A 12670-nucleotide genomic window follows, 5' to 3' on the forward strand; every position below is an offset into this window, starting at 1 on the left:
GGAGAATGGCATGAGAACAACCTACCGCTTGACATCAGAATCAGTCACGGAGGGTCACCCGGATAAATTATGTGACCAAATTTCCGATGGTATTTTAGATGCTTATTTAACGAAAGATTCAGAGGCTCATGTAGCGATAGAGTGTATGATCTCGAACCGCTTATTGGTTATTACAGGTGAAGTATGGAGCCATGCTCAAGTTAACGAGGAAAAAATTGCCCGGGCAATATTAAAACAAGTGGGTTATACATCTCAGGAAATAGGTATAGATGCTGATCACTGTTGGATCGTAAAAAATATTAATCAACAATCTGATGATATATATCAGGGCATCGCACAGACAGAGGATAAGGAGATTGGCGCTGGTGATCAAGGTATGATGTATGGTTATGCATGTCGGGAAACTTCAGAATTAATGCCATTATCCATTACTTTGGCTCATCACTTGACCAGGAGACTTAGTGAAGTAAGACATAGTGGTTTATTACCCTACTTGCTACCAGATGGAAAGGCTCAGGTAACTGTTGAGTATGATCAAGCTCATCAATTGATTGGTGTGACAGACATTGTGATTTCAACACAGCATAAAGAGTGGGTAAGTATGGAACAATTAATTGCTGATATTAAACGAGATGTTATTGAAGCCGTCATAATGCCAGATTTGATTAATAATAAAACTAGAATATTAATTAACCCAAGCGGTCGCTTTGTTTCAGGTGGTCCAAAAGCAGATACAGGACTAACAGGAAGAAAAATTATCGTAGATACTTATGGTGGTGTTATCCCCCATGGCGGAGGAGCTTTTTCCGGCAAAGATGCAACAAAGGTAGATCGTTCAGCAGCGTACATGGCAAGGTATGTGGCTAAGAATTTAGTAGCAGCTGATTTAGCTGACCGCTGTCAAATTGCTGTTTCATATGCTATTGGTCAGGTTGAGCCCATTTCAATTTTTATCGACACTTTTGAAACTCATAAACTTCCGTTGCCCTATTTAACGACAATTGTTGAAGAAGTATTTGATTTTTCACCTAGTGCAATGATCAAGCAGCTTGATTTAAAAAAACCGATTTATTTATCGACGTCAACTTATGGTCACTTTAAGGCATGTGAGCCATTATCCTGGGAAAGAACGGATCAAGTTGATCTATTACGTTTTTTAGCTGAACAAATTATCACAAGAATCAGCTAATAAAATATTTTTTTAAAAAAAGCTTGCATTTGTTTTTAAGGTCACTTATAATTGCAATTAATCAATTTTCAGAAAAGTTTGGTTTATCACCAGATCATTTATGGTGAGGCGAGTAATCATACTATTAAGTCTTTATGATGAAAGCTTTAGTTTTATTTATACTATCATTCATTAAGTCATTGATGTTATGATAGTGAAACAGAATAAACACTTTATAAAAGCTGTGATGAGGGAAAGTAAGTATTGAGCATTTTTCGAACAGAGAGCTTCGGTAGCTGAAAAGAAGCAAAAGTGCAGATGCTGAAAATGGCCTTGGAGCTGCGTGCTGAAAACACTTTGTGTTAGTAGGTAACGTCGAGATTTGGTACTCGTTATCCCTACCAAAGTATAAAAACCTTCGGGTGGAGTACTTATGAGGCTATTTGTGTAAACAAATAGTAAACTAAGGTGGTACCGTGTTGATCATGTATTCAACGCCCTTATTGTTCTTTGGAACAGTAAGGGCGTTTTTTAATGGTTTAAAAATAGAGTTATTCAGAACTGGAGGTTAGCAAATTGATTGAATTTAAGAATGTGTCTAAGACTTTCATACTTGGAAAAAGAGAGATTAATGCGGTACAGGATGTGTCCTTGCAAGTTAATCAAGGAGATATTTTCGGAATTATAGGTTTTAGTGGGGCTGGTAAAAGTACTTTGCTTCGTCTAGTTAATATGCTTGAACGTCCGACAGAGGGATCAATTTTTATTCGTGATATTGATATTAGCAAACTATCAGCGAAAGAACTACGAAAACAACGAAGCAATATCGGGATGATTTTTCAAAACTTTAATCTATTAACATCCCGTAGTGTGTCAGGAAATATTGCTTATCCGCTTAAAGTAGCTGGCTATAAAAAAGCTGAAATCAAAGAGCGTGTTGCTGAATTGCTTGCATTTGTGGGTTTAACAGATAAAGCAAAAGATTATCCAGAGCAGCTTTCTGGAGGGCAAAAACAACGGGTAGGGATCGCTCGTGCACTTGCCTCATCACCAGAAGTTCTAATCTGTGATGAAGCTACATCAGCACTTGATCCAGATACCACACAAGAAATTTTAAAATTGCTTAAGAAAGTAAATCAAGAGCTTGGTATTACAATTCTTCTCATCACTCATGAGATGCACGTGATTCAATCCATTTGCGATAAAGTAGCGGTCATGGAAGATGGGCGTGTCATAGAAAAAGGGGAAGTGTTTGATGTCTTTACAAGTCCACAACATTTAACAACACAACGCTTTATTCAATCCGTCCAACAGGATCTGCCATCTCCTTCAATTTTGCAAGATTGGCAGGCAACGAATGGTGGTAAGCTTTATCGGGTTATTTTCAAAGGATCGGTTGCTGTTGATCCTGTCCTATCAACGGTGACCAAACAGTATGATGTTGGATTCAATATTGTTTACGGCTCCGTGCAAGAATTACAAGAAAGGCTTTTTGGAAATCTAATCATCTCATTTGTAGGGAGTGAAATGAATAAACAAAAAGTATTAGAAGAGCTCGATGCACGGGTAGACATTAAGGAGGTTAAATTAAGATGAATGTAGATTGGACAACATTTTGGCCCCGAATTGTTGAGGCAACAGGTGAAACACTATTCATGGTCGCAGCGACACTCATTTTTGGTTCTATCTTAGGTGTGATGATCGGATTATTGCTCTATGTAACAAGAGAAAAAAATATTTTGGAAAATAAATATATCTTTCAAATATTAAATTTATTTATCAATCTCATTCGACCCATTCCATTTCTTATTTTTATCACCGCTATTTCACCATTGACTCGTCAGGTGATGGGAACAACGATTGGAACGGTTGCAGCGATCTTTCCAATGACCATTGTTGCTTCATTTTCGATCGCAAGAATTGTTGAAAACAATTTAGTTAGTATTGATCATGGTGTTATTGAAGCGGCACAGGCAATGGGAGCGAGCCCAATTAGAATTATTTTTACGGTATTAATCCCTGAAGCACTTGGACCACTTATTCTTGGGCTAACCTTTATGACCATAAGTTTGATCGACTTTTCAGCTGTTGCTGGTACAGTTGGTGGCGGTGGTTTAGGTTATATTGCGATGACATATGGTTATCAGCGTTTTGATGGAAGTGTGATGCTCGTCACTGTCGCCATTTTAATTATTCTAGTACAAACGGCACAATGGCTGGGAAATAAAATTTCGAAAAAAATAATGCGACGCTAATGGCTAACAAAATATAAAAATGAAAAAGGAGACGATTAAAAAATGAAAAGGATTAGTATTCTATTCAGCTTGATTACGCTATTATTTTTAGCAGCTTGTGGTGATGCAACTGGAGAGGCAGACGGACAAACTGATGAACCAATACAGGTATCAATCGGTGTGAATGGTGTGGATGGAGCTCAATGGCCCATCTTGCAGGACAAAGCCGCAGAAGAGGGGATTGAAATTGAATTAGTTGAGTTTTCCGACTATATCTTGCCAAATAATGCATTAGCACAAGGCGATGTTGATCTAAATGCCTTCCAACATTTCTCTTTTCTTGCTCAGTATGTTGTAGAAAGTGGAAATGAGTTGTATCCGATTGGCTCAACGATGTTTGCTCCATTAGGGATCTATTCAGAAAATATTACTGATATCTCTGAAATTCAAGAGGGTGATAGAATTGCTATTCCAGATGATGCATCTAATCAAGCAAGAGCCCTTCGTTTACTAGAAAATGCAGAATTGATTACACTTGCGGATGACTTTGGCTTATTCGGAGATCCAACTAAAATCACTGAAAATCCATTAAATTTAGATATTGTACCGATGACGGCGCAACAGACGCCACGTGTCCTTCCAGATGTTGCAGCAGCAGTTATTAATAATGGTGTCGCAGGTCAAGCAGGTTTCAGTCCAGCCGATGATCCTATTTTTAGAGAAACATCTGATGATGAAAGTATTTATCCTTATGTAAATTTAATCGCAGCTAGAGAAGAGGACAAGGATAATGAAGTATATAAAAGAATTGTTGAGCTTTACCAAGAAGATGATATTGCAGAGGCTATTTTAGAAGATACAAACAGTGGATCCTATCTTCTTGAGTTAACCGATGAAGAAATTGAAAAAGTATTTACTGACTTAAAGAATGGTGAGTAATCTTTAAATACTAGAATGTTAACAAAGTAATTTTCAAAATGTTTCAAATATTAAAAAAATAGGAGGAACGACAATGACAAATATTAAAGAGGCAAAAGATATTCTATTTCAATCAATCGAAGAAAATAAAGAGCTTTATATTAAAACGAGTCATGATATTCATGATAAGCCAGAAATCGGAAATGAGGAGTTTTTCGCAAGTGGATTGCATATTGAGAACCTAACAAATGCTGGCTTTAAAGTTGATAAAGGAGTTGCTGGTCATGAAACAGCCTTTTTTGCTATTAAAGACAGTGGCAAACCGGGGCCGACGATTGCATACCTTGCTGAGTACGATGCGCTAGCAGGTATCGGTCATGCGTGTGGTCATAATATTATCGGTACAACGAGCGTTGCAGCAGGTATTGCTTTATCAAAAGTACTCGATGAAACGGGAGGTCGAGTCGCTGTTTTGGGTACGCCAGCAGAAGAGGGCGGACCAAACGGAAGTGCGAAAGGGAGCTTTGCGAATAAAGGTTATCTTAAAGATGTCGATGTAGCATTGATGTTACATCCAGGTGGGAAAACTGGGTTGACTCCAGAATCGCTAGCTGTTGATCCACTCGACTTTAAATTCTATGGCAAAACAGCTCATGCCTCTGGTGCACCGCATCTGGGCGTCAATGCGCTTGATGCAGTCATTCAATTATTTAATGGCATCAATGCACTCCGCCAACAGCTTGCGGAGGATACTCGTATTCATGGTATTATTACCCATGGTGGAGATATGCCTAATGTTATTCCTGATTTTGCATCAGCTCGTTTCTACATTCGAGCGGAATCATGGAAGAAAACCGTTGAAACATCAGATAAGGTTCGTGCCATTGCAGAAGGAGCAGCCCTTGCAACAGGCACTAAGGTAAAGATTGAACGATTCCAAAATGAAGTAAAAGACTTAGTGCTTACCCCTATTTTAGATGAAGTACTTGGTGAAGAATTAACGGAAGTTGGCGAGGTTGTCGTCAGAGAAAAGCGAAAAGGAAAAGGATCAACAGATGCAGGTAATATTAGCTACGAGGTTCCAACAGCACATGGTCATATCAAAATTGGCCCAGATGATCTGGCAGGACATACTGTTGAATTTAAAGAAGCAGCCAAATCAGAGCTTGGCGATCAAGCCATCATTACGGGAGCCAAGGCACTTGCGACAACAGGCTATCGACTTTTAACAGATACAACTTTATTAGAAGAAGTGAAAAAAGACCACCAAAATTCATTAGCCTGAATTATTCATACCTCAAAGCGAGAACTTAATTGGATATCAAATCCAATGATTATTTGCTTGGGTTACTAAAATGTGAGGGTCATTCCAAGAATGATGAAAGGGTAAAGTCACCATCACCGTAAAATCCTGATTTTTGGACACACGTCTCCCTTGGTCTGTAAATAAGTTTTTGAAAATACGGTATATTTGAACGTCGTTTCTCACTCCAGCTTTAACGCTTGGATCCGCTGGAGAACTTTCCAGAAAAATGCTTGATAGACAAAACTGGACGATAGCTTGAAATAAAGGGAGCGCCCAGATTTGACCAATTTGCATGCAACCTTAATCACTCTGGTACGTATGGTCTGAATCTGCATGCTTTTCTGTTCCTCCGGAAAACATAGGCTACGCATCCAGTTGGTCAAGTTATACGCAAGCAGACTGAGCACCATCCTCGCTTCGTTGGCCTGGAAGGAATGACTGCTCATTCTATCCAGGTCGAATCCGTCTTTCGCTTCCTTGATAAAGTTTTCCATGGTGCCTCTTTTTTGGTAAGATCGGACAATTTCCTTAGGCGCAAAAGCGCTTGTAAGGTTTGTGACGAAGAACGAATGTGTAAAAAACAATTCGCCCGCCGGGCGAACGGATTGGATAATCACTTTCCTTGGTTTAGACCATGACTTCGCCTGATATTCCGTTTCTAAAAAGTGACATTCCGTCCTTGTCATATCGGACGGAAAAGTGGAAGGTTGAAGCTCATCAGCCAACCGCTGCAGGTTGGGATTGGATTTCAAGCGAATCACGTAATAGACGGATTCGGCTTCACATAGTTCGTACAGTTCTGGAACCGCAAAACCACTGTCCCCACGCAGGAATGGGGTTGTCTCCGGAAACTTATCATTGTAATGGGCGATGAGAGGTTTCACAAAATCCACAACACCCTTGGACGTGTAGACATTGCCTGGACGGAGCTTAGCCTTCAGAAAATCGCCTGTGACACCATCAAAAGCAACCAAAGGGTGAAAACCGACGGTGCCGTAATGGGTATTGAAAGCCGTTGATTCTTGGTCACCGTATGTATCCGCATGGGTCGAATCCAAATCAAAGATCAGTGCCTCGGACTCTCTATATTGATGGACTTTATCTAAAAGTTCCTGGTTAGCTCGATGTAATTGTTCGATCGATTGGGGATCAAACCGATCATAAAAGCGTGACAAACTGGGTTGAGAAGCTAAAGCATCTTTTTCTAGGAGTTGTGTGAAAACAGGATCATGAGTCAATTGATCGGCTGCATCGTCCTCAGCGTAACCGGCGATGATTTGATAAAGCTTTTGATGTAACAAGTCTTCATTGGAATGAACATAGTACTTTCTTTCGTCGTTGAGCTGTAGATAATTCGCTAATGTATGGGAAAAACCGATTTTTTCATCGAACTCCCTAAATAACAAAGTACCCGTATCTGAGGAGAGTTCACCTCCACTATTGGATAATTTGATTTGACGGTTGAAATCGAGTGTCATTTTCGGTAAAGTAGCCATTGGAAGAACCCTTTCTGTTGGTTTTTGTTGGTACTTAACCGTAACAGAAATGGGTTCTTTTTTCATTTATGAGGTGAACGGTCAATTTAGCTGGAATCCTTGGTACACAAGGAGTTAGATATTATATAAAATTCTCTGTGAATAATTCAGGATTAGATAAGAAAAATGCAATTTAAGGGTTAACTTCAAAAGAGTGAGCCTAGTTGGCTCACTCTTTTCTATGGGTTCATACGTCAAATCACAAATTTTACTCTTAACTCAATTGCATCCACTTTTATTCTGCTTCACATTCAGCGAATACGAACCCGTTCTCATCATATCTTACGGTTGCCGTTTTACCTGTTATAAGACAAGAATCAAACATTTCTAGAACTTCTTTCTTATCTGTATAATTCGAATAACAGCTATTAGCAGTGACAAGCAGAAAGCCAATATATCTGTCTTATCTTTTGAACATCCTCTTTTAGTGCTTATTATTTTGATTGTTCTCTTTTATAGTCACCAGATAAAAGTTTTCTAATATCTAGATAATAGATAGTATTTTGAACGATTAACATCATGAATATCATCACGATGTATACATAACGATTAAGAGGCAGAAGGATTATAAACAGTATTAATAACGGTAATATACCAGAATAGAAGGTATATATCTTTTTAGTTACACTTTCACTGACTTGCTGAAGCATTTCATCATCTTTTAAAAATTCCCCTGGCTTTGTGAAAGTAAAAGCACTTAACTTACGGCTAGGATTCTCTTCATTATGGTGTTTTAATTTTAAAAAATAGGCAATAAAGAAGACTATCAACAAAAAGGTACCAATTATAATGGATAGTAATCCTGGAAGGTGCCAATCTATTTCAGTCCCACTAGCTGTGACTATAATGGTGTCTTCAAAATTATTAGCTAACATATCAAATGCGTATCCAACTCCATAAGTCCAAATCATTAATATTACCCCATAATGCAATATTCCATAATGGAAGTTTTATTCGACAGTCCTTTTTACTCATTTGAATCCTCTCCTTCCAGCCAAAATAATTCATCAACACGTATTTGGAGTTCTCTTGATAATCGTAAACATAGTGCAATTGAAGGTGAGAACTCACCTTTCTCAATAAAGCCATTGTCTGTCTTGTTACTCCTACCCTATCCCCTAATGTTGTTTGAGAGAAGCCGTGTCTTGCCCTTAACTCTTTCACTCGATTTCGAAGCATCTTTAACTCCCTTCCAGCAAGTTGTGTCAAGTTTTATATCCATAGTGTAAATTATTATTAACATAAAGCAAACTATAATTAACAATATGGTCAAGAAAAGACACTACAATTTGTGGTATTAATGGATGATTTAATCACACAGAAAGCAAAAAAAGAGGAGATATCATCAATCTCCTCTTAGCCTAAATTTTTTTATCACTAGCGTTCGATAAACTTTTTTGATCGGTGTCAAGTTTGCCGAACAGATCTAGAGTAATCTTCTTGATCGTTATTTTTTATGCAACGGCAATGTTTTGTTAGACAAGCTCAACTTGATATTTCTTTATAAATTCAGTTAATACCGTATCTAAACTTGGTCCGTCAACCTCATCTAAATCATAATTGATTCGTGTGGTTGGTTTATTAATAGAGATGACCCGGGATAAATCAATTGGTGTACCAATAATCACCGCATCACAATCTACTTGATTAATGGTTGCTTCTAAATCTTTTAATTGTTTTTCCCCATACCCCATAGCAGGAAGGAGGTTTTCAATATGTGGGTAAGTCTCGAAAGTATCCTGTAAACTTCCAACAAGATATGGGCTCGGATCAACAACTTCAGTTGCACCTAGACGTTTAGCAGCAACTGTTCCTGCACCAATCTTCATTTCACCATGAGTTAATGTTGGACCATCTTCGACAACTAGTACTCGTTTTCCTTTGATTAATTCAGGTTTATCAACGGTAATGGTTGATTCTGCTTTAATGATTTTGCTCATTGGACTAACAGCTTTAATATTATTTTCAACAATTTGAATGGCTTCAGCAGTGGCACTATCCACTTTATTAATAATCGCCACATCTGTTGTTCTTAAACAAACTTCTCCAGGATAGTATTTAAGCTCATGACCTGGACGATGTGGGTCCAATACAGTGATAGCTAAATCTGGTTCATAAAAAGAGAAGTCATTATTTCCGCCATCCCAAACAATAACGTCACAGCCATCTGGGTCATTTTCAGCGGCTTCCAAAATAGCTTCATAATCTACCCCAGCATAGATGATATTTCCTCTAGCTACATGTGGCTCGTATTCTTCCATTTCCTCAATCGTACATTGATGTTTCGCTAAGTCTTCGATCGTGGCGAATCTTTGGACCCGCTGTGCTGTTAAGTCACCGTAAGGCATTGGATGTCGAATCGCAACAACCTTTAAGCCATGTTCAAGTAAAGTTTCAATTACTTTACGCGAGGTTTGACTTTTACCCGTTCCTGTTCTGACAGCAGTAACTGAAATGACCGGTTTATTACTTTTCAGCATGGTGTGATTAGGCCCCAGTAATTTAAAATCAGCTCCCGCAGCATTGACAATTGCACTAATACCCATCACATCTTCATAACCAATATCACTGAAGGCAAATACACATTCATCCACTTCGAGTTCTTTAATCAACTCTGGCAAAAGTTCTTGAGAATAAATCGGAATGCCTGCTGGATACAAATCACCAGCCAGCTCACTTGGATATTTACGTCCATCTATATCAGGAATTTGTGCTGCTGTAAAAGCAACGACATTATAAGCATGATTATCACGATAATACGTATTAAAATTATGAAAGTCTCTTCCAGCCGCGCCAATGATGATGATATTCTTTGTATCCATTAGAATCTCTCCTGTCACTTAAATGAATTATTATAATTATACTTTGTTATGAATAATTATGCAACAGGATTTTGAAAAAAATTTAAAAAAGGATGTGTATAAGGTGAATGGATAATATTGAGACTAAAAATGTTGTATCATGATAGAAACGAGTTAAATTCAGTTAAACAGTGGCCATTGAGTGGATTGTTTAACTCATATCTATTTTAAAAGTTAGGAGTTGATATTTGATGAGGTATAAGAATTCTATAGATGGGATTTCTTCTGATATGTTAAAAGGCTTTTTTACTGATTGGCCTAATCCGCCAAATTCACAAACACATCTTAAATTGCTGAAAAACAGTAGTCAAGTAGTGATTGCAGTCGATGAAGATCCAAATCAAGTGGTAGGTTTTATAACTGCAATAAGTGATGGTGTTTTATCTGCTTATATTCCACTACTTGAAGTGTTACCAGCATACAAAAATCAAGGTATTGGTAAAGAATTAATAAACCGGATGTTAAAAGAGCTTGAGAATATCTATATGATCGATTTATGTTGTGATGATGAACTTGTTTCTTATTATGAAAAATTTAATATGACGAGAACAAATGGTATGATTTTGAGAAACTATAATAGGCAAGCTGGTGGGGATTGATGACAACTTGTACTTTAGCAAAGTAAAAAGTATTTTCAATGAGAGAAGTCATCACAATCCTAACCCTATATCTTAGGATAAAAGCCTTGTTTTTTCGATCAAATTGATCATTCGACTAAAGCAGGTATAAGTGTGTTGTTTATTCTGATTTCCAGTTTTAAAAGGTTGTTCAACGAAATAAAAATGTTAAGATTCTAAGTACAAATAAAACTTGAACTTTTGCTCAAAAGGAAGGGTGAACACGAGGAGATGACGAAATGAAAATTTTACTTGTGGAAGATGATAAGACGATTGCGTCAGGTCTTGAATACTCGTTGCAACAAGATCACTTTTCAACTGTTCTTTGCTATGATGCGGCTTCAGCCAAAAAGGTGCTGGCAGAAGATTTAGATCAATTTGCCTTATGTTTATTTGATCTATGGCTCCCAGATGGCAGTGGTTATGATTTGTGTCAGATTGTCAAAGAACGGAGTGATATTCCTGTCATCTTTTTGACAGCGATGGATGAAGAGGTAAATGTTGTGATGGGACTTGATATGGGGGCAGATGACTATATTACTAAGCCATTTCGGATTCGTGAATTACTATCAAGAATTAAGTCCGTATTGAGGCGTTATCAAAAACAGACACAAACTAATTTAATCAACATCTCTCATGTGCAGATTAATACACTCGAAGGTAAAGTCTATAAACAGGGTGAAGAGGTTACGCTAACGGCTTTAGAATATCGGTTATTATTGATCTTTGCGAATCACCTTGGACAGGTGCTTTCAAGAAGTCAATTATTAGAGCAAATTTGGGATGTGGCGGGGGATTTTGTTAATGATAATACGTTAACCGTTTATATTAAAAGATTACGGGAGAAATTAGAGGATAATCCGCAAAAACCTGAAATGATTAAGACAGTTCGTGGATTAGGTTACAGGGTTGGTGATTAATATGTGGCGTAATCGAGAGATTCGAATTTTACTACTCGTGATGAGTACAGTGGGTTTGGTATCTGTTGTAGCTGTCTATACATTTCCATCAGCAGCTGTCATGCTTGTATTACTAACGGCCTTGTTACTCATTAGTTGTGTTTTTGTATTTACCCACTGGAGGTACCGAGAAATAGAAAAACTTTCAGACTATTTAAAGAAAATCAGTAATGGTGACTATTCCCTTGACGTTCGTGATAATCATGAAGGGGAACTAAGTATTTTAAAAAATGATATTTATAAAGTGACGTTGATGCTGTCAGAGCAAAGCTTACTCTTACAAAAAGACAAGGTTCGTCTCACAGATGCAATTTCTGATATCTCACACCAGCTTAAGACGCCCCTTACCTCTATGACGGTAATGGCTGATTTATTAGAGGATGTTGACTTACCTGATTTAAAACGAATTGAGTTTATCCAAAATATCCATACCCAACTTGAGCGAATTGATTGGCTTGTGTCCTCTTTATTAAAGCTTTCTAAAATTGATGCAGGAACAACAGTATTTAAACAGGAGCCGGTCATCGTTAAAGAGCTGATTCAAAAAGCACTAGATCCGGTTCTAATTCCGATTGATGTTAAGGAACAGTCGATTTCTATCAAAGGTGAGGAAAATGTATCCTTTATCGGTGATTTTAATTGGACAGTTGAAGCCTTGATCAATATCTTGAAAAACTGTGTTGAACATACGCAACAAGGGGGTAAGATTGAAATATCCTTTTCTAAAAATGTCCTTTTTACAGAAATAGTCATAGTAGATAACGGGAAAGGCATTCCTAAAGAAGACCTCCCTTATATCTTTAATCGATTTTATAAAGGAAAAGGCGGTAGTGAGGAAAGCATCGGAATTGGATTAGCTATGGCTTATAGTATTGTCACAAACCAACATGGAGATATTGAAGTGAAAAGTGAACAGGGTCAAGGGACGACTTTTCAAATCAAGTTTTACCACAGATAAGCATCTACGATAGGATATTTCGCTTTTCATAATATATTAAGTGACTAAACTGTCACTTTAAAGTCACTTACTCGTCATTTTAGGCAGATATACTGAACGTATCAGTAAATAATG

At 37.7% G+C, this 12670-nt stretch carries 11 protein-coding genes, 1 pseudogene and 1 other annotated feature; of the genes and pseudogenes, 8 read left to right on the forward strand and 4 right to left on the reverse strand.

The genetic code is table 11. The features are described 5' to 3' along the window. Positions 1-10: 10 nt before the first annotated feature. The 5 genes from metK to ACS127_RS06020 all read left to right on the forward strand — a co-directional run bounded on the left by metK (position 11) and on the right by ACS127_RS06020 (position 5605). A complete protein-coding gene (metK, locus tag ACS127_RS06000; RefSeq protein ID WP_440897521.1) occupies positions 11-1189 on the forward strand; it encodes a methionine adenosyltransferase in 1179 nt (392 codons plus the stop codon). A gap of 214 nt (positions 1190-1403) precedes the next feature. Next, positions 1404-1673, forward strand: a binding site (T-box leader). Positions 1674-1744: 71 nt separating this feature from the next. Further along, the gene (locus tag ACS127_RS06005; protein WP_440897522.1) at positions 1745-2764 is read left to right on the forward strand and encodes a methionine ABC transporter ATP-binding protein; all 1020 of its coding nucleotides are present in this window, start codon (positions 1745-1747) and stop codon (positions 2762-2764) included. Further along, the gene (locus ACS127_RS06010) at positions 2761-3423 is read left to right on the forward strand and encodes a methionine ABC transporter permease (protein ID WP_440897523.1); all 663 of its coding nucleotides are present in this window, start codon (positions 2761-2763) and stop codon (positions 3421-3423) included. Before ACS127_RS06005 ends, ACS127_RS06010 begins: the two co-directional genes overlap by 4 nt. 42 nt (positions 3424-3465) lie before the next feature. After that, positions 3466-4341 (forward strand): MetQ/NlpA family ABC transporter substrate-binding protein, encoded by an 876-nt coding sequence (locus ACS127_RS06015; protein WP_440897524.1) that lies wholly within the window; start codon positions 3466-3468, stop codon positions 4339-4341. A 73-nt stretch (positions 4342-4414) separates the two neighbouring features. After that, on the forward strand, positions 4415-5605 hold the full coding sequence (locus ACS127_RS06020; RefSeq protein WP_440897525.1) for a M20 family metallopeptidase: 1191 nt from the start codon (positions 4415-4417) through the stop codon (positions 5603-5605). Between the two features lie 200 nt (positions 5606-5805). On the opposite strand, the gene ACS127_RS06025 is transcribed toward ACS127_RS06020, so the two are convergent. The 4 genes and pseudogenes from ACS127_RS06025 to ACS127_RS06040 all read right to left on the reverse strand — a co-directional run bounded on the left by ACS127_RS06025 (position 5806) and on the right by ACS127_RS06040 (position 9983). Further along, positions 5806-7122 (reverse strand): IS1380 family transposase, encoded by a 1317-nt coding sequence (locus tag ACS127_RS06025; RefSeq protein ID WP_440898087.1) that lies wholly within the window; start codon positions 7120-7122, stop codon positions 5806-5808. Between the two features lie 473 nt (positions 7123-7595). Further along, positions 7596-8072, reverse strand: a complete 477-nt coding sequence (locus tag ACS127_RS06030; protein WP_440897526.1) for a hypothetical protein — start codon at positions 8070-8072, stop codon at positions 7596-7598. A 56-nt stretch (positions 8073-8128) separates the two neighbouring features. Further along, positions 8129-8340, reverse strand: a pseudogene (locus ACS127_RS06035) (helix-turn-helix transcriptional regulator). Positions 8341-8636: 296 nt separating this feature from the next. Then, entirely contained in the window at positions 8637-9983 is a 1347-nt protein-coding gene (locus ACS127_RS06040) for a cyclic 2,3-diphosphoglycerate synthase (RefSeq protein WP_440897527.1), read from the reverse strand. Between the two features lie 230 nt (positions 9984-10213). Here ACS127_RS06040 and ACS127_RS06045 point away from each other — a divergent pair, with 230 nt between their 5' ends. The 3 genes from ACS127_RS06045 to ACS127_RS06055 all read left to right on the forward strand — a co-directional run bounded on the left by ACS127_RS06045 (position 10214) and on the right by ACS127_RS06055 (position 12556). Continuing rightward, on the forward strand, positions 10214-10621 hold the full coding sequence (locus ACS127_RS06045) for a GNAT family N-acetyltransferase (RefSeq protein ID WP_440897528.1): 408 nt from the start codon (positions 10214-10216) through the stop codon (positions 10619-10621). 257 nt (positions 10622-10878) lie between these two features. Continuing rightward, on the forward strand, positions 10879-11559 hold the full coding sequence (locus tag ACS127_RS06050; protein ID WP_440897529.1) for a response regulator transcription factor: 681 nt from the start codon (positions 10879-10881) through the stop codon (positions 11557-11559). 1 nt (position 11560) lies between these two features. After that, entirely contained in the window at positions 11561-12556 is a 996-nt protein-coding gene (locus tag ACS127_RS06055; protein ID WP_440897530.1) for a sensor histidine kinase, read from the forward strand. The last annotated feature ends 114 nt before the right edge of the window (positions 12557-12670 follow it).

Source organism: Amphibacillus sp. Q70, assembly GCF_052055485.1.
Classification (GTDB): Bacteria; Bacillota; Bacilli; order Bacillales; family Amphibacillaceae; genus Amphibacillus.

Excerpts from the sequence above, each read along its gene's own strand:
- ACS127_RS06025 (WP_440898087.1), bottom strand. The coding sequence starts at position 7,122 with ATGGCTACTTTACCGAAAATGACACTCGATTTCAACCGTCAAATCAAA.
- ACS127_RS06045 (WP_440897528.1), top strand. The coding sequence starts at position 10,214 with ATGAGGTATAAGAATTCTATAGATGGGATTTCTTCTGATATGTTAAAA.
- ACS127_RS06010 (WP_440897523.1), top strand. The coding sequence starts at position 2,761 with ATGAATGTAGATTGGACAACATTTTGGCCCCGAATTGTTGAGGCAACA.
- ACS127_RS06040 (WP_440897527.1), bottom strand. The coding sequence starts at position 9,983 with ATGGATACAAAGAATATCATCATCATTGGCGCGGCTGGAAGAGACTTT.
- ACS127_RS06050 (WP_440897529.1), top strand. The coding sequence starts at position 10,879 with ATGAAAATTTTACTTGTGGAAGATGATAAGACGATTGCGTCAGGTCTT.
- ACS127_RS06015 (WP_440897524.1), top strand. The coding sequence starts at position 3,466 with ATGAAAAGGATTAGTATTCTATTCAGCTTGATTACGCTATTATTTTTA.
- ACS127_RS06030 (WP_440897526.1), bottom strand. The coding sequence starts at position 8,072 with ATGATTTGGACTTATGGAGTTGGATACGCATTTGATATGTTAGCTAAT.
- metK (WP_440897521.1), top strand. The coding sequence starts at position 11 with ATGAGAACAACCTACCGCTTGACATCAGAATCAGTCACGGAGGGTCAC.
- ACS127_RS06055 (WP_440897530.1), top strand. The coding sequence starts at position 11,561 with ATGTGGCGTAATCGAGAGATTCGAATTTTACTACTCGTGATGAGTACA.
- ACS127_RS06020 (WP_440897525.1), top strand. The coding sequence starts at position 4,415 with ATGACAAATATTAAAGAGGCAAAAGATATTCTATTTCAATCAATCGAA.